Source organism: Pseudomonadota bacterium, assembly GCA_037200975.1.
Taxonomy (GTDB): domain Bacteria; phylum Pseudomonadota; class Gammaproteobacteria; order Steroidobacterales; family Steroidobacteraceae; genus CADEED01.
Genome location: JBBCGI010000001.1, coordinates 4,325,493 through 4,346,978, shown reverse-complemented (window position 1 = coordinate 4,346,978; position 21,486 = coordinate 4,325,493). Strand labels below are relative to the sequence as shown.

23 protein-coding genes and 1 pseudogene are annotated in these 21,486 nt (G+C 65.5%); all 24 read right to left on the bottom strand.

Annotated elements, in window-relative coordinates; translation table 11 throughout:
* Window positions 1-22: 22 nt before the first annotated feature.
* Window positions 23-1,123: a flagellar biosynthesis protein FlhB gene (flhB, locus tag WDO72_19535; protein ID MEJ0087867.1), complete on the bottom strand. Its 1,101-nt coding sequence runs from the start codon at window positions 1,121-1,123 to the stop codon at window positions 23-25.
* A gap of 3 nt (window positions 1,124-1,126) precedes the next feature.
* Window positions 1,127-1,906 carry a flagellar biosynthetic protein FliR gene (gene fliR / locus WDO72_19530; protein MEJ0087866.1) on the bottom strand — a complete coding sequence of 260 codons (780 nt, stop codon included), beginning with the start codon at window positions 1,904-1,906 and terminating at the stop codon, window positions 1,127-1,129.
* A gap of 3 nt (window positions 1,907-1,909) precedes the next feature.
* Window positions 1,910-2,179, bottom strand: coding sequence for a flagellar biosynthesis protein FliQ (gene fliQ / locus WDO72_19525; GenBank protein MEJ0087865.1), 270 nt, complete (start codon window positions 2,177-2,179; stop codon window positions 1,910-1,912).
* Window positions 2,180-2,189: 10 nt separating this feature from the next.
* Complete coding sequence (gene fliP / locus WDO72_19520) at window positions 2,190-2,957, bottom strand: flagellar type III secretion system pore protein FliP (GenBank protein ID MEJ0087864.1); 768 nt, start codon at window positions 2,955-2,957, stop codon at window positions 2,190-2,192.
* Window positions 2,954-3,343 carry a FliO/MopB family protein gene (locus WDO72_19515; GenBank protein MEJ0087863.1) on the bottom strand — a complete coding sequence of 130 codons (390 nt, stop codon included), beginning with the start codon at window positions 3,341-3,343 and terminating at the stop codon, window positions 2,954-2,956. Before WDO72_19515 ends, fliP begins: the two co-directional genes overlap by 4 nt.
* A gap of 11 nt (window positions 3,344-3,354) precedes the next feature.
* Window positions 3,355-3,807, bottom strand: a complete 453-nt coding sequence (fliN, locus tag WDO72_19510) for a flagellar motor switch protein FliN (GenBank protein MEJ0087862.1) — start codon at window positions 3,805-3,807, stop codon at window positions 3,355-3,357.
* Window positions 3,707-4,717 (bottom strand): flagellar motor switch protein FliM, encoded by a 1,011-nt coding sequence (fliM, locus tag WDO72_19505; protein ID MEJ0087861.1) that lies wholly within the window; start codon window positions 4,715-4,717, stop codon window positions 3,707-3,709. Before fliM ends, fliN begins: the two co-directional genes overlap by 101 nt.
* Window positions 4,718-4,719: 2 nt before the next feature.
* Window positions 4,720-5,232, bottom strand: a complete 513-nt coding sequence (locus WDO72_19500; protein MEJ0087860.1) for a flagellar basal body-associated FliL family protein — start codon at window positions 5,230-5,232, stop codon at window positions 4,720-4,722.
* 213 nt (window positions 5,233-5,445) lie between these two features.
* Window positions 5,446-6,672: a flagellar hook-length control protein FliK gene (locus WDO72_19495; protein MEJ0087859.1), complete on the bottom strand. Its 1,227-nt coding sequence runs from the start codon at window positions 6,670-6,672 to the stop codon at window positions 5,446-5,448.
* 3 nt (window positions 6,673-6,675) lie between these two features.
* Window positions 6,676-7,122 (bottom strand): flagellar export protein FliJ, encoded by a 447-nt coding sequence (gene fliJ, locus WDO72_19490; GenBank protein ID MEJ0087858.1) that lies wholly within the window; start codon window positions 7,120-7,122, stop codon window positions 6,676-6,678.
* Window positions 7,119-8,507, bottom strand: a complete 1,389-nt coding sequence (gene fliI / locus WDO72_19485) for a flagellar protein export ATPase FliI (GenBank protein ID MEJ0087857.1) — start codon at window positions 8,505-8,507, stop codon at window positions 7,119-7,121. The genes fliJ and fliI overlap by 4 nt, the downstream gene beginning before the upstream one ends.
* On the bottom strand, window positions 8,504-9,211 hold the full coding sequence (locus WDO72_19480) for a flagellar assembly protein FliH (GenBank protein ID MEJ0087856.1): 708 nt from the start codon (window positions 9,209-9,211) through the stop codon (window positions 8,504-8,506). The genes fliI and WDO72_19480 overlap by 4 nt, the downstream gene beginning before the upstream one ends.
* On the bottom strand, window positions 9,204-10,301 hold the full coding sequence (fliG, locus tag WDO72_19475; GenBank protein MEJ0087855.1) for a flagellar motor switch protein FliG: 1,098 nt from the start codon (window positions 10,299-10,301) through the stop codon (window positions 9,204-9,206). The genes WDO72_19480 and fliG overlap by 8 nt, the downstream gene beginning before the upstream one ends.
* Window positions 10,294-11,931, bottom strand: coding sequence for a flagellar basal-body MS-ring/collar protein FliF (fliF, locus tag WDO72_19470; protein MEJ0087854.1), 1,638 nt, complete (start codon window positions 11,929-11,931; stop codon window positions 10,294-10,296). The genes fliG and fliF overlap by 8 nt, the downstream gene beginning before the upstream one ends.
* Before the next feature lie 35 nt (window positions 11,932-11,966).
* Window positions 11,967-12,317 carry a flagellar hook-basal body complex protein FliE gene (fliE, locus tag WDO72_19465; GenBank protein ID MEJ0087853.1) on the bottom strand — a complete coding sequence of 117 codons (351 nt, stop codon included), beginning with the start codon at window positions 12,315-12,317 and terminating at the stop codon, window positions 11,967-11,969.
* Between the two features lie 25 nt (window positions 12,318-12,342).
* Window positions 12,343-13,287, bottom strand: a pseudogene (locus tag WDO72_19460) (sigma-54 dependent transcriptional regulator).
* Between the two features lie 295 nt (window positions 13,288-13,582).
* Window positions 13,583-14,692 (bottom strand): sigma-54 dependent transcriptional regulator, encoded by a 1,110-nt coding sequence (locus tag WDO72_19455; protein ID MEJ0087852.1) that lies wholly within the window; start codon window positions 14,690-14,692, stop codon window positions 13,583-13,585.
* Window positions 14,693-14,919: 227 nt separating this feature from the next.
* On the bottom strand, window positions 14,920-15,483 hold the full coding sequence (locus tag WDO72_19450) for a PilZ domain-containing protein (GenBank protein MEJ0087851.1): 564 nt from the start codon (window positions 15,481-15,483) through the stop codon (window positions 14,920-14,922).
* A gap of 35 nt (window positions 15,484-15,518) precedes the next feature.
* Window positions 15,519-15,851: a hypothetical protein gene (locus WDO72_19445; GenBank protein MEJ0087850.1), complete on the bottom strand. Its 333-nt coding sequence runs from the start codon at window positions 15,849-15,851 to the stop codon at window positions 15,519-15,521.
* Window positions 15,848-16,249, bottom strand: a complete 402-nt coding sequence (gene fliS, locus WDO72_19440) for a flagellar export chaperone FliS (protein MEJ0087849.1) — start codon at window positions 16,247-16,249, stop codon at window positions 15,848-15,850. Before fliS ends, WDO72_19445 begins: the two co-directional genes overlap by 4 nt.
* A 66-nt stretch (window positions 16,250-16,315) precedes the next feature.
* Window positions 16,316-17,701, bottom strand: coding sequence for a flagellar filament capping protein FliD (gene fliD, locus WDO72_19435; protein ID MEJ0087848.1), 1,386 nt, complete (start codon window positions 17,699-17,701; stop codon window positions 16,316-16,318).
* A gap of 24 nt (window positions 17,702-17,725) precedes the next feature.
* Complete coding sequence (locus WDO72_19430) at window positions 17,726-18,097, bottom strand: flagellar protein FlaG (protein MEJ0087847.1); 372 nt, start codon at window positions 18,095-18,097, stop codon at window positions 17,726-17,728.
* 132 nt (window positions 18,098-18,229) lie between these two features.
* Window positions 18,230-20,068: a flagellin gene (locus tag WDO72_19425; GenBank protein ID MEJ0087846.1), complete on the bottom strand. Its 1,839-nt coding sequence runs from the start codon at window positions 20,066-20,068 to the stop codon at window positions 18,230-18,232.
* A 211-nt stretch (window positions 20,069-20,279) separates the two neighbouring features.
* Window positions 20,280-21,485 carry a flagellar hook-associated protein FlgL gene (flgL, locus tag WDO72_19420; GenBank protein MEJ0087845.1) on the bottom strand — a complete coding sequence of 402 codons (1,206 nt, stop codon included), beginning with the start codon at window positions 21,483-21,485 and terminating at the stop codon, window positions 20,280-20,282.
* Window position 21,486: the final 1 nt, after the last annotated feature.

Genomic DNA, 21,486 nt, shown 5'->3' with positions numbered 1-21,486 from the left:
AGTTAGCTTTGCGGATTGCCGCTCACTCGAATTGCGGCGCCGGCGGCGGCTGCACGCCCCGCTCGATACACGCCTTGAGCTGGTAGACATAGGTGAGGACCTGGGCGACCGTCACGTACAACGCGGCCGGCACTTCGCGGCCGAGATCCACGGTGCGGAACAAGGCGCGCGCCAGCGGCGGCGCCTCGACGACGGGCACGCCGTTTTCGGCGGCAATTTCGCGGATACGCGCGGCCGTGAGATCGGTGCCCTTGGCCACCACGATCGGCGCGCGCATTTTCTGATCGTCGTACTTGAGCGCCACGGCGTAGTGCGTGGGGTTGGTGACCACCACGTCCGCCTTCGGCACTTCCTGCATCATGCGGCCGCGCGCCAGCGCACGCTGCGCCTCGCGGATGCGGCCGCGCGTCTCGGGCGAGCCTTCGCTTTCCTTGTATTCCTCGCGTACTTCTTCGCGCGTCATCCTCAGATCACGGCCGTGTTGCCAGAGCTGGAACGGCACGTCGAACGCGGCGATCGCCACCAGGCCGAAACACAGCACCAGCAGCGCATAGCCGGCGAGCGCGGCGGCGTGCGTGATCGCGCCGTTCAGCGGTTCGGTAGACAGGCCCATCATCTGCGGCGTCATGCCCTTGAGCAGCACCCATGCGATGAGCGCGATCACAAACACCTTGGCGAGACCCTTGCCGAGCTCCACCGAACCGCGCGCCGAGAACATGCGACCGAGGCCGCTGGCGGGATTCAGCCGCGAGAACTGCGGCACCAGCGCCTGGGTCGAGAAATTCCAGCCGCCGATGGCGAGCGGCGCGGCCAGCGCGGCGACGAACGTCGCGCCGAGAATGGGCAGCACGATCAGCAACGCCTGTGATCCAGCGGTCATCAGTGCCGGCCAGATGACGTTTTCGCCCACCGCCGTGGACGGCTCGATGGACAACCCGCTGCGCATCAGTTCGGCAAAACGGCTCGCGGCGCCGCGACCCAACGTGTACACGGCCGTCGCGGCCGCGATGCAGACCGCGGCCATCGACAGCTCGATGGAACGCGGTACCTGGCCCTTCTTGCGCGCCTCCTCGAGACGCTTGGGAGTGGCGCGTTCGGTCCGTTCCTGGCCGCTCTCTGCCATGACCTAACGACCTCCGCCGAGGCTGCGCAGGAATTCGAAACCGTTCGCCAGCAATTCGGTGAAGCTGCTCTGCAGCGGCCCGATGCCGGCCAGTACCACCAGCAAGCCCACCACCAGCGACACCGGGAAGCCGACCGCGAACAGATTGAGCGACGGCGCGGCGCGGCTGACCACCCCGAAGGCGAGGTTGACGATCAACAGCGCAGTGACGCCCGGCAGCGCGATGCCGATGGCGCCGGAGAACAATGTGCCACCCCACAGGATCAGCGCCCACAGCCCTTCCTGTCCCAGACCGGTGGTACCGATCGGCAGGCTGTAGAGACCGGCCACGAGCATTTCAATGAGTGCCACGTGGCCGCCGAGCGCGAGAAACGTGAGCGTCGCGAGAATCACGTAGAGCTGGCCCAGCGCCGGCGTGCTGCTGCCGCGCAATGGATCGATGTTGAAGGCGAATGAAAGCCCCATGCTGTTGGCCAACAGCTGCCCGGCCAACGCCAGCGCGTCGAACACCACCTGCAATGCGAAGCCGAACGCGACGCCGATCAGCAGCTGCTGGAAGACGACGACGAAGCCCTGCGGCGAAAACGGCGCGATCGTGGGCGCGGGGATCAACGGAATGACCAACGCGGTGATCGCCGCCGCGAGAATGATGCGCGTGCGTGCCGGCACGAAGCGCGCGCCGAATACGGGGGCCACCATCAGACAGGCGCCGATGCGTGCGAAGGGGAAGAACCCCTGCGCGACGAAGGCCTCGAGCTGTCCGGTGGTGAGGGCGATGCTCATGGCCTAACCAATGAGCCCCGGGATGCTTTCGATGAGCCCGCGCGTGTATTCGACCAGGCTCTTGAGCATCCACGGGCCGGTGAACGCCAGCACCGCGGCCATGGCCAGCAGTTTCGGGATGAACGACAACGTCATCTCGTTGATCTGGGTGGCGGCCTGGAAGATGCCGACGATGAGACCTACCGCGAGCGCGGTCAGCAACAGCGGCGCGGCCAGCATCAGCGTCATTTCCAGTGCGTGGCGGCCCACGGTGACGACCATTTCGGGACTCATGAATGCCTACCTACCTGAAGAAACTCTGGGCGAGCGTGCCCATGACGAGTGCCCAGCCGTCGATGAGCACGAACAACATGATCTTGAACGGCAACGAGATGAGCACCGGCGACAACATCATCATGCCCATCGACATGAGCACGCTCGCGACCACCAGATCGATGATCACGAACGGGATGAACAGCAGGAACCCGATCTGGAATGCGGTTTTCAATTCGCTGGTGACGAACGCGGGCACGAGAATGTTCATCGGCACATCGGCGGGCGTGGCGAAACCCTTGCCACCCGAGATGCGCACGAAGGTCGCGATATCCGACTCGCGCGTCTGCTCGAGCATGAAACCCTTGAGCGGCACCAGCGCCTTCTGCAGCGCGACGTCCGCTTCGATCGTGCCGGCGAGGTACGGTTGCGCGGCATCGACGTTGATCTTGTCGACCACGGGCGCCATCACGAACAGCGTCAGGAACAATGCGAGTCCGACCAGCACCTGGTTGGGCGGCGTCTGGCCCGCGCCGATCGCCTGGCGCAGGATCGCCAGCACGATCACGATGCGCGTGAAGGCCGTCATCATCAGCAGGATGGCGGGCAGCAGCGACAGCACCGTCATCAGGATCAGGACTTGCAGCGTCAGCGAATACGTCTGGCCGCCGCCCGGATTCGTGGTGACCGTGACGGCGGGCAAACTACCCGGCGCGCTGGTGGCGGCTTCCGCCAGCAGGGGCGCGAACAGCAGCGCCAGCAGTCCGAGAATGCGGCCGTATTTGCGGAACGCGCTCATTTACCCAGGCTCTTCATCAGCAATTCTTTGAAGTTCGGCAGCTTCGGACTATTCGCAGCCGCCGCGGGCGGCGCCTCGGTGTTTGCGCCCGCCGGGAATACATGCAGCGGACGCACGTTGCCCTGTGCCACGCCGATCAGGATGTCGGTGTCGCCGACGCGGATGAGTACGCAGCGTTCCTTGGGGCCCAGGACCTGGTTGCTGAGGACCTGGATGCGATCGCGCGCGCCGCCGGGCACGCCGAACCCGCGCATGCGTTTGCCGAGCCACGCGAGACCGGCGATCAGCGCCACGATCAGGATCAACGCCAGCGTGACCTCGGCGAGGCCGCCGCCGGTCGAATGCGCGGAGCTCGCGGCGGGTGCGGCGAACAGGGGAGCGTCCAAGTCGGGCGTCCTTACTTGAGTTTCTTGATGCGTTCGGCGGGGCTGACGACGTCGGTGATGCGGATGCCGAACTTCTCGTTCACCACCACCACTTCGCCGTGCGCGACCAGCGTGCCGTTGACGAACACGTCGAACGGCTCACCCGCGGCGCGATCGAGCTCGACCACGCTGCCCTGGTTCAGCTGCAGCAGGTTGCGGATCGGGATGCGCGTGCGGCCCACTTCCATGGACAGCGTGACGGGCACGTCGAGGATGACCTCGAGATTGACGTCGGCGGAGGCGCCTTCGGTTTCTTCCGCCGGTACGGCTGGAGCTTTCGCGTTCATTGGCAAATTTCCTTGAATTGACCTTGGTTTGCGGCGTTCACGTTGTCTTGCGCAGCAGCCGCGCATCGCCGGCGTTGGTTCGCGGCCGGCGGACGCGCTGCTCGAATCGCACGCACTGCTGGCCGCGCGACACGCCATAACTGCCGCGGAACAGCGGCACACCTTCGGCAAGCACGGTGGCCTTGCCGGAGAAATCGCACGGGATCACGTCGCCGGGTTTGAGATTGACGAGCTGGTTCAGCGTCACGCTGGCGTGGCCTAACATCGTCGACAGCTCGATCTCGGCGTCCTGGATGTCTTCCTTGAGTGAATTGAGCCAGCGGTCGTCCTGCGGCGCGCCGACGCCGCTGGCGCCCGCTTCCAGCATGTCCTTGAGCGGCTCCAACATCGACATCGGAATCACGATCTGCAGATCGCCGCCGCCGCTTTCGAGCGCCAGCTGGAAGCCGCAGATCACCACCGGCTCGGCCGGCGAACAGATCTGCACGAAACTCGGGTTGACCTCGGACTTCACGTGTTCGACGTCGATGGCCGCGACCGGCGCCCAGGCCTCGCGCATGTCGTTGAACGCCGAGCGCAGCAACATCTGGATCACGCGCATCTCGGTCGGCGCGAATTCGCGCGCTTCGGCCGATTGCAGGCGGCCGGTGCCGCCGAAGAAATTGTCGACCACGCAGAACACGAGCTTGGGGTCGAGGGCGAACAGGGCGGTGCCGCGCAGCGGGTTCACGCGCACGACGTTGAGATTGCTGGGCAGGGCCAGCGACTGGGCGTAGTCGGCGAACTTGGCGATGCGCAGCGGCATGACGGCGATTTCCAGCGGCCGGCGCAGCAGGTTGAAGAGGCTCACGCGCAAGCTGCGCGCCAGCCGTTCGTTGATCAGCTCGAACGCCGGCATGCGCAGGCGCATGGCGCCCGCGTCGTTCTGGAAATCGTAAGGGCGCACTTCGCCGGGAACCGGCGGCGCATCCGTGTTGACGTCGCCGGAATCGACGGCGTTCAACAGAGCGTTGACTTCTTCCTGGTTGAGGACTTCCTGCGCAGCCATGTCTACTGCATCACGAAGGCGGTGAAGTACAGCGCCTCGATCTTCTCGGGCTCACCGCCGGCGCTCTTGACCACGGCGCGGACCGCTTCGAGCGCATCGGCTTGCAGCTTCTCCTTGCCTTCGCGCGTGGAGATCGTGTCGTACTTCTGGTTGCCGAGCAGCATCAGCAGGTCGTTGCGGATGCGCGGATCGTTTTTCTTGAGGATTTCCTCGACGTGCGGCTCGCGGGTCATGACGCTGACCGTGACCTGCAGGAAACGCACCGCGGCTTCGGCCTCGAAATTCACCACGAAGGGCGGATCGAGGTTGACGTAGATAGGCGGCAACACGACCGCTTCTTTTTTGGCGACGTCCTTTGGTTCGCCACCCTTCAGGAAGAAGTACGCCCCCGCGCCACCGGCCAGCAGGACGGCCCCGATGATGATGAACAGCAGCTTCTTGCTCCTGGGAGCGCCTTCCGCGCCCTCTTCGCCTTCAGCCAGTTCGTCGTCTAACACTTCGTCTTCGTCGGCCATGACATCCTCGACTCACGCCGGAGGCGTGTTATGAGTCTGGATGTGCAACCGGCATGCCACAGGTTTCCTGTGACACGCATCACGAAAGTTCGGTGAAAGCGCCAGTTTTCCGGCGCGTGGTGCCGGGTAAGTCGGTGCCGGGTCGGACTTAGAAAGATTGGCTGCCGGCCAATCTTTCTAAGTCCGACCCGGCACCGACTTACCCGGCACCACTCAGGCGTAGATATCCAGCAGCGACGTGCTGATCGACTTGGCGGTCGCAACTTCGGTGTCGTCCGCCACTGCGCCGATGGCGGCGGGGCCGGAGGTCTTTTCCGGACGGTTCTGGCCGCCCGACTGCTGCGACACGCTGGCGTTCGCGAGCTGCAGGCCTTGCGCGCCCAGCAGTTCACGCAGGCGCGGCAGGGACGCTTCGAGAACGGCGCGGGTTTCCTGATGCGCGGCGCCGAAGTGCACACTGGCTTCGCCATCGCGCACGGTGATCTGAATGTCGAGCGGGCCCAGGTCCACGGGCACGAGCTTGAGCGACGCGGTCGACTCACCATCGCGAGCCATCATCACGAGCCGGTGCGCGAGCGCATCCGCCCAGCGCGCGTCGTGCACGGGAGTCGACAACCGCGGTCCTGTCGTGGGCGCGACATCGTGACCACGCTTGGCAGCCAGATCGCCGAGCGCGCTCATCCAGCCATCCGCTGACGGCTTGTCTTTCTCGGTGGTCTCATTCCTGGCGTGCAACGAGGCGGCGAATGCCGTGACGACATTCTGCGCACCCGCGAGCAGCTCAGGCTTCGCGGCCGCGTTCGCATTGGCGTTGGCCGGCGCCGCTCCCGGCGCCGCAGCATCCGGCGCGGCCTGCTCGGGCACCAATGCCTGGCGCGTGAGCGAAACCGGCACACCGGCCGATCCCGTCTTCGCCTCGGCGCCGCCACCCTGCCCCTGCGACACATCGCCCGGGTTGGTGGATCCTGCCTGCGGCGCGAACACGCTCACCGGCATCATCGATTCCAGCCAGTCGCAGATGACCTCGTCATCCGTCTTGGCGAGTTCATCGGCATCCACCAGCTCTTCCGGAATCTCGGCTTTGACTTCGACTTCGCCGCCCTCGGGCAGCAGCGTCGCGGAGTCAGCCAGGATCTTCAGCATCTCGGCGGGAGAAACTTCGGTCGCCGCAGGTTTGACAGCCGCGGGAGCGGCGGTGGGCGCGGGGCCGTTCTTCCCCGGTGTCAGCGGATACTTGATGAGCATCAGCTGCGCCGGCGAAGGCGCCGGCGCAGGCATCGCTTCGACGGCCAAAGGATCGACCGGCGGCACGGCGGCCGCCAGCAGGTTCTGAAATTCGGTGGCCGCGTCGCCCGGCGCCGCGGAAGCAGTCGCGCTGTTGCTGCTCGACGCCGGCGGGCAGGCCGGGGCATCGGTGAATACGGTCTTGGCGCTCATCATGGTCTACCTCTCGGCCTTGTGCGCGAGACCGCGCTGGGCCAGTTCGTCACTTTCGCGTTGATCGCGCCGGTCTTCTTCGCGGCGCGCTTCGGTTTGCCAGCGATCCGCCAGCGTCTGCACGACCTGCGCGCGTTGCGCAGCCTCGCGCCAGGAATTGAGTAGTTGGTCGCGCGTCGCGCGGGCCGCGCCCAGCACCTGGCGCTGCGCCACGAGCGCCTCGCCGAGCCGTGCCAGGAAGGCCTGGAATTCGCGCACGCCGGAGATGTCCACGCCGCCAGCACCGCGCATCGCGAGCTGCTCTTCGTATTCGTTGCGATACCGCTCGAGCGCGACCAGCTTCTGCTCGGCCTCGATGGCGCCGCGTTCGGCCTCGGCCAGCTTTTCGGCGCGTTCGCGCTCGGTGCGCGTTGCCACCTGCTGCACGAGGTCCAGCTGATCGGTGCGGCTCATGCGCCGGCTCCGTGACCCTGCGCGTCGGCTTCGGCGAACATCTGCGCCAGCGCGCGCACGCTTTCGGCGTGGCCGACGCGTTCCTTGATGCCCTGCTGCAGGAATTTCTGCATCTTCGGCCACATCGCAATCGCCGCGTCCACGCGCGGGTCGCTGCCGCGTTGATAGGCGCCGATGTTGATGAGATCGCGATGCTGTTGATAGGTCGACAGCGTGTGGCGGAAGCGCCGCGCCAGATCGAGGTGATCCGGCGGGATGATGTCCTGCATCACGCGGCTGACCGACGCTTCGACGTCGATGGCGGGATATTGCCCCGCCTCGGCGATGCGCCGCGACAGCACGATGTGCCCATCGAGAATCGCGCGCGCCGCGTCCGCGATCGGATCCTGCGGATCGTCACCCTCGGTGAGCACGGTATAAAAAGCCGTGATCGAGCCGCGATCGGTATTGCCGTTGCCGGCGCGTTCGACCAGCGCGGGCAGCCGCGCGAACACCGACGGCGGATACCCTTTGGTCGCGGGCGCTTCGCCGATGGCGAGGCCGATCTCGCGCTGCGCCTGCGCGAAGCGTGTCAGCGAGTCCATGATCAGCAGCACGCTGTGGCCGCGATCGCGAAAATATTCAGCGACGGCCGTGGCCAGCCACGCACCGTGCAGACGCAACAGCGGCGGGTTGTCCGCGGGCGATGCGACCACCACCGCGCGGCGGCGCCCTTCCGGCCCGAGGATACGCTCGACGAATTCCTTCACTTCGCGGCCGCGCTCGCCGATCAGGCCGACGACGATGATGTCCGCGCTGGTGTAGCGCGCCATCATGCCTAACAAGACGGATTTGCCGACGCCGGATCCGGCGAACAGGCCGATGCGCTGCCCGCGCCCGACCGTGAGCAACGAATTGATGGAGCGCACGCCGACGTCGAGCGGCTGCTCGATGGGCTTGCGCATCAGCGGATTGATGGATTGGCCCAGCAGCTTCACGCGGTCGTCACCGACCAGCGGACCGAGACCATCGAGCGGCGACCCGGTGCCGTCGATGATACGGCCCAGCATGCCGGGCCCTACTTTCACCGTGCCTGCGCGCTGCCGCGGAATGACACGCGCACTGGGCGCGAGGCCCTGCACGTCGCTGGTGGGCATCAGCAGCAATCGTTCGCCGCCGAACCCGACGACTTCGGCTTCGACGCGCGAGCCATCGGCCGCGAGCAGATCGCAGATATCGCCGACCGCCGCCTGGCAGCCGGTGGCCTCCAATGCGAGGCCGACCATGCGGGTCAGTATTCCTTCGACGGCCGGCGGCAGCAATGCCTGCGCACGTTTGGATTGCAGCGCGAGCCGCTCGCGCCACAGGCCGGCACGCTGCACGGTGAGCTGCGCCTGCGGAATCATGCCGGGCTCCCGGTGTCCACCGTACCCTCGGCGTCGTCCGCATCTTCCGGCTTGAGGCTGCGCTCGCGCGCGGAACCCTCTTCGCCGAGCAAACTGTTGACGGCTTCGGCCACCCGCGATTCGAGCCGCGCGTCGATGCTCGAGGTCGCGGTGGTGATGCGGCAGCCGCCGCGCGCCAGCAGCGGATCTTCCTTGAGCACCCATTCGGATTCGCCGGTCGGGGTTGCCAGTTTTTCGCGCACGATCGCCGCATCGTCCGGATGCAGGTGGACCTTCATGTCGCGCGTCGCGAGCGGCAGCAGGCCGACGGTGTGCCGGATGATGCCGATGATCTGCGACGGATCGACGCGCAATTCGCGCCGCACGAGGTGTTTGGCGATGATGAGCGCGAGCCGCGTGAGCTCCTGCTCCATCGCCGTGTCGAGCTGATCGAGTGGTTTGGCCAGCGTCCCGAGAATGGCCTCGAGCGCGGCAAACTTGACGTTCACATCGTTGATGCGCGCCGCGAATTCGGCTTCGCCGCGCCGTACCCCCTCGACGTGCCCGGCGGCGAGACCCTGCTCCCACGCATCGCGCTCGACGGCTTCGAGATGCATGACGTTGACGCCCGCGCCGCGCCGCTGCACCAGCGGTCCTTCGACCGCGGGCAGATCCCAGCGCGCAATGGCCGCGTCTTCGGCGGAGGCCGCCGTCTTGTTAGACATACGAGTCGCCACCACCCGCGCCCAGCGAGATCGTGCCGGCGTCGGCGAGTTTGCGGGCCGCAACCAGGATTTCCTTCTGCGCCGCTTCGACTTCGGACAACTTCACGGGGCCCTTGGCCTCGAGGTCATCCTTCATCATCTCGGCCGCGCGCTGCGACATGTTCTTGAAGACCTTCGCCTTCAGCGATTCGTCGGCGCCCTTCAACGCGATCAGCAGTTTGTCCGCCGGCACCTGGCGCAGCAGTTCCTGCATGCCGCGGTCGTCGACTTTCTGCAGATCGTCGAAGATGAACATCAGGTCCTGGATCTTCTGCGAAAGCTGCTCGTCGACCTTCGCGAGATCGCCCATGATGAGGTTGCTCTGCTCGCCCTTGACGAGGTTCATGATGGCCGCGGCCACTTTCGGACCGCCCATCGTCGAGGTCTTGGTCGAGCTGGAGCCGGCAAAACTTTTCTCGATCATCTCGTCGAGCTCGGTCAGCGCCGTCGGCCGCACGCCATCCATCGTGGCGACGCGGATCACCAGGTCCGAACGCATCACTTCGGGCAGGCAATTGAGCACTTCGGCGGCCTGGTCGGGCTCGAGATACGACAACACGATCGAAATGATCTGCGGGTGTTCGTTGCGCACCAGTTCGGCGACTTGTTTGGAATCCATCCACTTGAGCGCTTCGAGGCCCTTGCGGCGGCTGGTGATCGGAATGCGATCCATGAGCGTCACGGCCTTGTCCTCGCCGAGCGCGTTGACCAGCACCTTGCGGACGAAGTCTTCGCCGCCCACGCCAACGCTGGTCTGCTTTTCCACGCCGCTGCTGAAGTCGCTGAGCACTCCGGAAACTTCCTCACGCGAAACATTGGCGAGATCGGTCATCGCCTTGCCGAGCTGCTGCACTTCCTTGGCGCCCATGTGCCGCAGGATTTCCGCGGCTTCGGTTTCGCCCAGGGTCAGGAGCAGGATGGCCGCGCGTTCGACGCCCGAACGTTTCGGCCCGGCGGGCGCGGCGGGCTTTTTCGCGGCGGCGGGTTTCCCGTCGCCGCCTTTGGCGCCGCCCTTTGCAGCGGCGCCTTTCTTGGCGGCAGCTTCAGCCATCGGTCGACACCCACGTCTTCACGACCTGGGCGGTCCGTTTCGGATCCTGCGAGACCAGGCCACGCGCCTGCGCGACCTGTTGTTCGTAAGCGAGCCCCGGCGCTTCGGCAACGGCGCCACCGCCACCACCGCCGAGCAGCATCGGCTGCTGTTTCGCCTGTGCCAGCAGGCCTTTCGACAGCGGCTTGAGCACGCTGAAGATGATGAGCAACACGACCACGATGCCGCCTAACAACTTGGCGAGGTCCTGCACCCAGGCCTTCTCCCAGAACGGCTGGGTCTCGAGCTCGCCTTCGGGCACGGCGGCCACGCCGGCAAAAGATGAATTGACGACGTTCACGGTGTCGCCGCGTGTGGCGTCGAATCCGACGGCGTCCTTGACCAGGGCGGTGAGGCGCTCGATCTGGTCGGCCGGCAGCGGGGTCTCCGTCACCTTGCCGTCGGCTGCGGTCGTGCGCAGGTTGTCGATGAGCACGGCGACCGAGAGGCGCGTGACGCGTCCGGCCGGCGTGCGTGTGTAGGCCATCGTGCGGTCGATTTCGTAGTTGCGCGTCGACTGCTTCGATTTGGAATCGGGACCGTTCACCTCGGTGCCGCCCGCATTGTTGGGCGTGGCGCCGGCAGGCGCGGGAGCATTGGCACCCGATTGCGCGACGGCGGGTGTCGCGCCGGGTGGCAGCGCCACTCCGGGCTGCGGCGGCTGATTCGTGAGCGCGCCGGGCACACCGCCCGCGCCGCTGCCGCCGTTTTTTGCGGCCTCTTCGGAAACCGATTCGCTGCGCACCACCTGGCTCTGCGGGTTGTACTGCTCGCGTGTCTGTTCGGTGGTGGCCATGTCGACCTGCGCAACCACCTGCGCGCGCACGCGCCCGGGCCCCACCAAGGGAGTGATCATTTCCTGGATGCGATTCGCGTACGACTCTTCGAGCCGGTGCGCGAACTCGAACATCTTGTCGCGCTGGCCGGCGTCGCTGTTGCTGTCGGGCGAGGACAGCAGGCGGCCCGCCTGGTCGACCACGGTCACCTGCGCCGCGGACATTTCAGGAATGCTGGAGGCCACGAGATTGGCGATCGCCTGGACCTGTTCTTCATCGAGCCGGCGGCCGGCTTTCAACTGCAGGAATACAGATGCGGAGCCTGGACGGCGGTCGCTCACGAACGCCGACGGACGCGCCATCGCCAGATGCACACGCGCGCCCTGCACGTTCTGCAGCGACGCGATCGTGCGCGCGAGCTCGGTTTCCAGCGCGTGCTGGTAACGCGCGTTCTCCATGAACTGGCTGACACCGAAACCCGGGTCCTTCGTCATGGCGTTCACGCCACCGCCGCCTTCCGGCAGACCCTGCGCCGCAAGCTTGAGACGGGCGGAGGCGAGTTGTTCGGCCGGCACGCTGACGGAATTGCCGCCGCCTTCGAGTTTGTAGGGAATACGCGCGCTGTCGAGCGCCTGCGTGATTTGTGCCGCTTCTTCCGGCGCGAGGTTGGCATACAGCAGGCTGTAGGTAGGCCCGATCGCCCACAACATCACGCCGACGCCCACGGCGATCGCGGCGGCGACGCCCACCAGCAGCATCAGCGGCTTCAAGCCACTCACGATCCGCGGCCCGGCACCTGTCATTTCTGCAGCCATCGACTGTGTCCTTTCTCGTCGTCTCTAGGGCCGTCTTACAACGGCATGTTCATGATTTCGCGGTACGCATCGACGAACTTGTTGCGTACCTCGGCCAGCGCGCGAAACGACACGTTGGCCTTCTGCATTTCGAGCATCACCTGCGGTAGTTCGACACCGGGCACGCCCTTTTCGAACTTGGTCGCGAGATCGTTCGCCTTGAACTGCGTTTCATTGACCTTCTCGATGCCCTGCTTGAGCAGGTTCGCGAAGCCGTTGTTCACGCCGTTCGGCGCGGTGGGCGCAGCCCCACCCAGTCCGCCCATGCCACCAATGGCGCCACCCTTGGCGGCGCCGGCGATGTTGCGGATCTGCGCGAGGACCCGATCGATTTCCATCTGGCTCATGGGACGACTCCGTCGAATGAACTAATCAGGCAGCGGGAACGTCGATGCCGGTGCTGCGGATGCGCGCCAGCTTGTAACGCAGCGTGCGCGGGCTGATCCCGAGCTTTTCGGCCACCTCGCGGCGGCTGCCGTGCGCGGCGCGCAGGGCTTCGAGGATCACGTCGCGTTCGGCGCGTTCGCGCGTCTGCTGCAACATCGGCGATTCATTGGCGCCGATGTCGATGTGCGTGGGTTGCTTCTCGAACAGGATGTGTTCGGGTTCGATGACGTGGCCGTCGTTGAGCACCAGCGCGCGTTGCAGCAGGTTGTCGAGCTCGCGGACGTTGCCGGGCCAGGTGTAGGTCAGCAACAGGTGCGCGACATCGGCGGACAACGCGGGAATGCGCTGGCCGGTGCGCGCGCGCTGCGCCAGCAGATGCGTGGCCAGCGGCAGGATGTCGTCGCGGCGATCGCGCAAGGGGCTGAGCGCCAGGGGGAATACGTTGAGACGGTAGTAGAGGTCTTCGCGGAAGCGGCCGGCGGCCACTTCACCGCGCAGGTTGCGATTGGTGGTGGCGAGGACGCGGACATCGAGCGCCAGCGCGTCGGTGCCGCCGATGCGTTCGACTTCGCGTTCCTGCAGTACGCGCAGCAGCTTGGCCTGCAGCGACAGCGGCATCTCGGTGATTTCGTCGAGCAACAGGGTTCCGCCCTGCGCCTGTTCGAATTTGCCGGCGTGCGCGGCGTGCGCGCCGGTGAATGAACCTTTCTCGTAGCCGAACAACATGGCTTCGAGCATGTTTTCGGGGATGGCGGCGCAGTTGACCGCGACGAAGTTGTTCTTCGCGCGCGGACTCGAGCGATGGATGAGCCGTGCCAGCACTTCCTTGCCGGTGCCGGATTCGCCGACGATCAGCACGGTGCAGTCGGTGGCCGCGACGCGGCGCGCGAGATCCAGGATCAGCCGCGACGCATTGTCGACCGCCACCGGCTCCAGGGATTCGCTCAAGTTCATATCGTTGCCCATCTCGAAACCTCAACTCGTTCGGCCGAAGGCGGCCAACGATTGCAGTTGCAAGAGCTGTGCCCGCCGGAACGCGTGACGGACATCACATGAATGTCGGGAATCTGGCGGTGGTTAGCCGGTGCCAGTCGGTGTCAGGTGGGACTTGCGGGAACTGGCCGCGCTTACCGGGCCTGCAAACGAATCGTCGTAATGGACAGCGGCGGAGAATTGCCGCTACGGCTCAGCTAGTTCCCGCAAGTCCCACCTGACACCAACCGGGTCAGGCGTGTTCTTCCTGCACGCCGGCCATGCCGAGCTTGCGGAGTTTCTCGACCAGCGTCGTGCGGCGCAGCGACAGCAGGCGCGCGGCGTGCGCGACGGTGCCGCCCGAGCGCTGCAGCGCCTGGCTGATGAGCGAACGTTCGATGACCATCAGGTGAGCGCGCAGATCCACGCCCTGCTCCGGCAGCCGGGTGATCGCATCCTGCTCGCCCGCCCAGATGGACGCGGGCAATACGGTTTCGCTTTCCGCTTCATCGCTGCCCGCCATCGAGGCGATCAGCTGGGGAATTTCCGTGGTCAATGCGGGCTGCGCGATGGGTGCTGTCCAGTCGGTCGGACGATAACGCGCCGGCAGATCGCCGATGCCAACAGTACGATCCGGACACAGGATCGCCAGCCGCTCGATCAGGTTCGACAGCTCGCGGATATTGCCGGGCCAGGCGTAGCCCGCCAGCGCTTCGAGAGTCTCCGGCTCCAGGCGCAGCGCGGGACGGCCCCGCGAAGCGGCAGCGCCGATGAAATCGCGGATCAGCGCCGGCAGGTCTTCGAGACGCTGCGACAGCGCGGGCATTTCGATGGGGAATACATTGAGGCGATAGAACAGGTCGCCGCGGAAATTGCCGCGCACGATGGATTCTTCGAGGTTGCGGTGCGTGGCGGCGATGATTCGCACATCGCACTCGCTCGAGACGTTGCTGCCGACGCGCTCATAGATACGTTCCTGCAACACCCGCAGCAGCTTCACCTGCATCGGCAGGCTCATGTCGCCGATCTCGTCGAGAAACAGCGTGCCGCCCTCGGCGATCTCGAATCGGCCCTTGCGGGTGGTGATGGCGCCGGTGAACGAGCCCTTCTCGTGACCGAACAATTCGGATTCGAGCAGCTCGGCGGGGATGGCGCCGCAGTTGACCGCGACGAAGGGGCGCTGGCGGCGCGGACTCATCGCGTGGATGGCCCGGGCGCAGATCTCCTTTCCCGTACCGGATTCCCCTAGGATCAACACCGTTGAATCGTAGGGAGCGACCTGCTGAATGAGCCGGTTCACGGCTGCAATCGCAGGAGAAGCTCCGGTGGGTAACTGAACGCCGTCAATGGCATTCACCCCGATGTCTGCATGGCGCGCGGTTCCGTCGCTGTGCGCACTGATGCATTCGACTGTTTGCACGATCTCTCCTCTCTCGCGACTATCTTCGCGCCATCGCGTTGACGGAAAACGTGATGCGCCGTGCATCTTCGCAGATCGAGCTGCGACTTCCCCTAACAACTTTCAGGAGTTCGTGAGTGAAGGGATCCGCACAGAGGGAATCCCCTAGTGAAAAATACTTAGAAGTTTTTTCAAACGCGCTTCGGCCGGCGCGCGTCGGCAATTTTTCGCCGGTGCCGGCGAAACACCAGCTTCTCGATGTGATCGGCGACCACCTCGCCTAACACCGTGAAGCGCACGCGCGCTTCATCGGGGTTTGTCGCAGCGACGATCTGCGCCGGCAGGTTGAGCGGCTGGACGACGATGTCGCGCAGTCCTACTTCCAGAATGCCGTGGGTTCCTACGGCAGGCGGCGCGGCGGTTTTCCAGCTCGCACCCATCGAATTGAGCTTGATCGGGATCGCGGCGACCCGGGTATGGCTTTGCGCGAGCAATTGGCCGGCGAGATCGAGCAACAGGTTCAGCTTGAAGTCGAGACGCATCAGATCGGCCGAGTGCGGGGATTCGTCGTCCTTCTCGGTGAGGCCGTACTCCTCGAGCGCATCGCAGGCCTGCAGCACGCGCAGGTTGCGTTCCGCCAGATTGCCGGCGGTCACGTCGTCGAATTGTTGGTCGTGCGGCACCCAGCGCACGGGGAGCAGGTCCTCGTAGGCGAGCTTCTCGAACAGGACGGTGGTGTCAGCAGGATCGATCATGCGCGCAGTCTATCGAAAAACAGGCATGTCCCCTTTTAGCCGAAGGCTTTGGGGTACATCGCTTCGATCGCGATCTCGGACTCGCGCGTCGCCTGCTCCAGCGACAACAGGCATCGCCGGCCATCGGCATCGAGATACATGCGCTTCATGAGCGTCAGCAGTTCGCGCCGCTCTTCCATTGCTTCGCGGACGCGGCCCCAGCGCTGCTGCATCAGGTGACGGCCAAGCTCGCGCGTGCAAGCCAGCACCGCGGCGGCGACGCGGCGCCACTCCGGCGCGGCTGCGCCACTGCCGGTCTGACGCAGCGACGAGGCAACCAGCCGCAGGGCCGGCCGACGCGCCGTCGAGGAGAGATCGGTGGTGCTCACGGCCGGTTCTGCGCCGGCAGCGCCAGCCAGGCGGCGCGCACTTCGCCGAGCAGCCGGCTCACTTCGTCGAGCCACTCGGGTTTGTTGGATGAGTTCGCCTGCATGATGCGCACGCACATGTAGTCGTACAACGCATCGAGGTTGTTGGAGATGTCGCCGCCTGTCTTGAAGTCGAGGCTGTTGCGCAGCTCGTCGATGATGGCGACCGCGCGATGCAGCAGCGGGCCCTTCTCCGCGCCGCCGCCGTTTTTCATCAGACCGCGCGCCGTCGCGATGCGCTCGAGCGCGCCGTCCATCAGCATGACGATGAGCCGGTGCGGATCGGACGCAGCGACCCCGGTGTGCACGGAAGTGCTGCGGTAGGCGGCGAGTTTTGCGGCGTTCGGCGGAAAGGCCATCGACATGTGCTCCAGTGTTACTCGAGGAGCTTAACGGCCCGGAACAGGCGGACTTGAGAGGCCCTGCTAGCTGCTGCCGCCGATCTTCGAGATGCTGGAAAGCTGCTGCGAGAGGAACGTCGACTGGTTCTGCAGGTTCGACAACAGGCTGTCGAGCGCCGTGAACTGCTTGCGGTAGCGCGACTCCACCACCAGCATGCGCGCGTCGAGCGCCGCCTGCTGCTTCTGCAGGTCCACGCTCTTCGCATTGAGGCTCTTGGTACGTACGTCGAGCTCCGAACCGGTCGCGAGCCGCGGCGTGATCGCATTCGACAGCCGCGCCGCGACGCCGTTCTCCGCGCCGAACAGTTTGGCCACTTCGTCGTAGTTGGATTCGAGGGCGGTCTTGAGCTTCGCGTTATCGAGCGTCAGCGAACCGTCCTTCTGCGTCGTGATGCCGATGCTGGCGAGCGTGCGGAACACGCCCGACCCGCCGTTCACGTCGGTGAGCTTGCTGCGGATGTCGGATTCGATCCCGCGCAGCAACGCATCGCCCAGCAGCGGACCGGCCTTCTTGGTCGTCGGTTCGTAGCTGCGCAGATTCGAGATGGTCGACTGCATCTGGTTGAACTGGTCGACGAAGGTCTTGATGCGCGCCGTCACCGCCGTCTGGTCGGTGGCGACCGTGAGCTTGTGGACCTCGCCCACATCCGCCTTGACCGCGGTGATCGTGATGCCGTCGACCACGTCGGTGAACGTGCTCGTGGCGCTGTTCTGGGTGAAACCCGACACCGAGATGATGGAGTCCTGCGCCGGACGACCCTCGGTGTAGTTGGTCAGCAGGCTCGGGTTGTAGACGAGCGCGGACAGCCCACCGTCGCCGCCCGATTGCGCGACGGTGATCGCGTTGGCATCGCCGGTCGCCGTGCCCGACAGCACCAGGTGCGCGCCGTCGCTGGCATTGACGATGGTGGCGCGGACGTAATCCTTGTTGTCGGTCGCCTGGTTGATCGCGTCGCGGATCCCCGCGAGCGTGTTGTGCTGCGCATCGACCGCGACCGAAAAGGTCTTGTCGCCGGCGGTGAACGTCAGCGTGCCGGTGCCGACCACCTGGCCCGCACCGGTCGCGAATTCCTTCGACTTGATCTGGTGCGCGCTCGCGACCTGGATCACTTCGATGTCGTAAATGCCCGCGGCCGCCTTCGAGGTGGCGCTGGCGGTGAAAAATTCCGGCTTGTCGGCCGTGGCGGTGCGACCCGTGAACGCATCGAGCGTCTTGAGGGAATCGAGCGCCGCGTTGAAACCGCCGAGCGCGCCTTTCAGATTGGCAAGAGCGGAGATCGTGGTCACCGTGCCCGTCTGGGCTCGCGTGATCTGCGCCTGGGGTGCCTGCTTCTCAGCGGCGACGAGCTGGGTCACGAGGCTGTTGATGTCCAGCCCCGATCCCAGTCCCGGTGAACTCAGTCCTGCCATGTCTTCCTTTGATCGTCCTGTTCGTCAGGCACGCTCGTCGACGAGCGCACTCAGACTGTCTTCAATTCTTTGCGCGAGCCGCAAGGCCTCTTCGCCCGGTACCTGGCGAATCACCTCACCCGTATTCGCGTCGATCACACTCACTACCATCTCACCACTGCCCGGATCGACGCGGAAGTTGATGCTCCGCCCGATGCTGCGCAGGAACGAGTCGATCTGTTTGGTCACCGACTCGATTTTCGGAACTTCGATCGGCGGAGCCGGCTTGGCCTCTTTCTGAGGCTGGTCGACTTGCACCGCTCGCTGGGGCAATTGCACTGCCGGACGGTCTTCGTTGACCACCGCCGGTCGCGCCACTTTCGCCCCAGAATCTACTGTCATTTCTCCAATTCTCATGACCGCACCTCAGCGAATCATCCGGTCTGCAGAACCTGAGGGATCGGGCGGGCGACGTGGGTCTAGCTACCCATCATCACCCGCCCGTGCCTCAACCTGTTCCGAATGGTTGACCGACCGTCACCTCATTGCTTATCGAAGCAGCGAGAGGACGTTCTGCGGAATCGCATTCGCCTGGGCGAGAATCGCCGTGCCGGCCTGCTGCAGGATCTGCGCGCGGGTCAGCGAAGCGGTTTCCGCCGCGAAGTCCGCATCCAGGATGCGGCTGCGCGCGGCGCTCAGGTTCTCCGAGGTGGTCGTAAGGTTCGCGACCGTCGAAGAGAAGCGGTTCTGCACGGCGCCGAGGTCGGCGCGGATGCTGGTGACCTGCGACAGCGCACCGTCGAGCACGGCGATCGCCGCGTTCGCACCGGCCACCGTCGAGATGTTCACCGTGTCGAGACGCGTCAGCGCCGGAGCTGCGGCACCCAGACCACCGAAGGCCAGGTCCGCACCGCCCAACGTGAAGTTGGCGGCCGAGCTCAGCGTGATCGTGCCACGCGTCGTGATGCCGGTGCCGTCAGCGGCATCCGTGCCCGCACCCACGTCCGTCTGCACGAGCGCCGTGGTGCTCGCACCATGGACGGTCTCGCTGTAGCCCGCGAACGTGCCGTTGGCGCCGAGCTTGTTGTTGACGAACGTGACCGTGTCGGTCGCCGCAACCGTGGTGTTCACCGACGTGTTGCCGAGCGCGTACTGACCGTTCACCGCCGTGCGGATCGAGGCGGCAACCGCCGTCGTGGCCGCGCCATCGGTGGTGTTGACCGCCACGTTGCCGCTGGTGACAGTGGCGTCCGTGGTGAACTCGTAGGTCAGGCCGTCGAGGACGAACGTGTCGCCTTCGGTCAGCGAAGTCGCACCGGGGGTCGACAAGTCGAACACGGCGGCAACCTGCAGCGTGAAGCTGTCGTTGCCCGTGGCATTCGCTCCGGCTGAAACGTCGATACCCGTGGCGTTGAAAATCGCGGTGGCGCCAGCGCCCGTTCCGGCCGTGCTGGTGAGCGCGATGTTGCGGCCATCGGAAGTCGAGAGAGTCAGAGCACCCGTCGAGGCATCGGCAACCGCCGTCACACCCGTCTGGTTCGTCACGGCATTGATGGCCGTGGCGGCATTGCGGCCCTGGGTCACGGCGCTCGCGTCACGCGCAATCGCGCCGACCTGAACGCCGTTGATGGCGAGCGCACCGTTGGCCAGGCTCGAGCGCGCGATCGGGGCGACGCCCTGAACCGAGCTGGCAGCCGTGGCGGTCACGCCCGTCTGGTTGGACTTGGAGTTGATGGCCGTGGCTTTCGCCGTGGCGCTGTCGGCTTCGACGCCGGCGGCGCTGGTCTTCGCCGAGATACCGACTTCCACACCGTTGATCGTGAAGCCGGCGCCATCGAAGGCGCTCGAGGTCACGGCGGTGCTGGTCGCCTGGTAGGCGCCTAACAGGTTCGTGGTCGCGCCCTGGATGCCGAACGAGATCGTCTGGTTGGCATTGGCACCGACCTGGAACTGCGCCTGCGAGAAGGTGCCGTCGAGGATGTTCTGGCCGTTGAACTGCGTGGTCAGACCGTTGCGCTGAATTTCGGCGAGCAGCTGAGCGGCTTCGGCGTTGAGCGCCGTGCGGTCAGAGGCCGAGTTCGTGCTGTTGGCGGACTGGATCGCCAGTTCGCGGATACGCTGCAGCGCGTTGCCGGTTTCACCGAGCGCGCCTTCAGCGGTCTGCGCCAGGGAGATACCGTCGTTGGCGTTGCGGACCGCCTGGTTCAGACCACGGATCTGCGTGGTGAAACGTTCGCTGATGGCGAGACCGGCGGCGTCGTCCTTCGCGCTGTTGATGCGCAGGCCCGAAGAGAGACGCTGCAAGGCCGTCGCCAACTGGCCCTGTGATGTCGTGAGGTTGCGCTGAGCATTCAGCGACGCCACGTTAGTGTTGATGACTTGAGGCATTGAAACGACTCCTGAAAATGTGGGCCGGTTTGCTGTGGCAGCTCACCGGCAGGTTGCTCGTGACCTGTATCGGTGGCGCGGGGGCGAACTTAAGAGCGGCTGTAGGACTCCGGCAATTTTGTGAGGCGGTTCAAGGAATTTCTCGGAAGGGCTAAAGCTGGTTGCGGCGAGGCTTTAGGCCCCAAAGCAAAAAAACCTGCCAATAATCGGCTCATAAATAATCAAACAGGGAGAGCTGCGAGATCTTCGTGTAGGCCTGCTGGGCGGCCTGCAATCCTGCGTATTCCTGGTTGAGGCGGCTGATCGCCTCGGCGTAGTCGACGTCGCGCAGGTCCGAGAGCAGCTGCTGCAGATCGATGGATTCCGTCTCGCGCGCATTCGCGGCCGAATCGATCGCGGTGAGCCGCGTGCCGACTTCGGAGCGCACCGACAACACCCGGTCGAGGCCCTGGTCGAGACTCGCGATGCTCGCGCCTATCTGCTGCTGGAACACCGCGCGATCGCTCGGCAGGCCCGTGGCCTGCGTGAGCGTATTGATGAGGTTGTCCAGCATCGAGAACATGTCGGTGTCCTGCGCCGGCTGGACGGTGAATGTGTCGCCCGCCGCCGGTGTGCCGGTGATGGCGACCTGCACACCCAGGAACTGGATGCTGCTGCCGGAGGTGAAGCCGCTGCCGGTCGCGACCTGCACGGGCGTCGGCAAGGTGTCGTCCTCGACCACCCAGTCGGTCGCGCTGGTGAAACGCACGGTGTAATTGCCCGCGACCCAGGCGGCGGGATTCGTGACCGTGCCCACGTCGATCGTGCCGCTGCCGGTATTGGCAGGCGCCACCGCGGTCCGGAACGTGCCGTTCGCCTCGGTGATGTTCATGAAGACTTCCGTGCCCGGATGGCCATCGGCAATCGCCTGGCTGCCGGAGACACGGATGAAGCGGGTAGTTTGATCGCCGGCGTAACCGACCCCGCCGGTGCCGCGCGCGAACGGCTTCGTGCCGGTCGACGTGCCGGCGAACAGGTATTCACCGTTGCCGTCGTCGCGGTTGGAGATGTCGACCAGTTCGCCCACGAGCTGGCGCAGCTCGGTCGCGAGCATGTTGCGCTCGCCCTGCCCGAGCGTGGAATTCGCGCCCTCGAGCGCGAGCTCGCGGGTCCGCTGCAGCAGCAGCGTCACGTCGGAGAGCGATTGCTCCTCGTAGCTCAGGCGGCTTTCGATGATGTTGGAGTTGCGCTCGTACTGCTTGTTGTCGGCGACCGTGCGATCCAGGGCCGCGGCGCGCGTGGCCGCAACCGGGTCTTCCGCGGCGCTCTGGAAGCGTTTGCCGCTCGTGACCTGCGCCTGGGTGCGCGCCAGGCGCGTCTGCTGCTCGAGGATCGAGCCGATGCTGGTGCGATGGATGGCGGCAGTAGACAGGCGCACG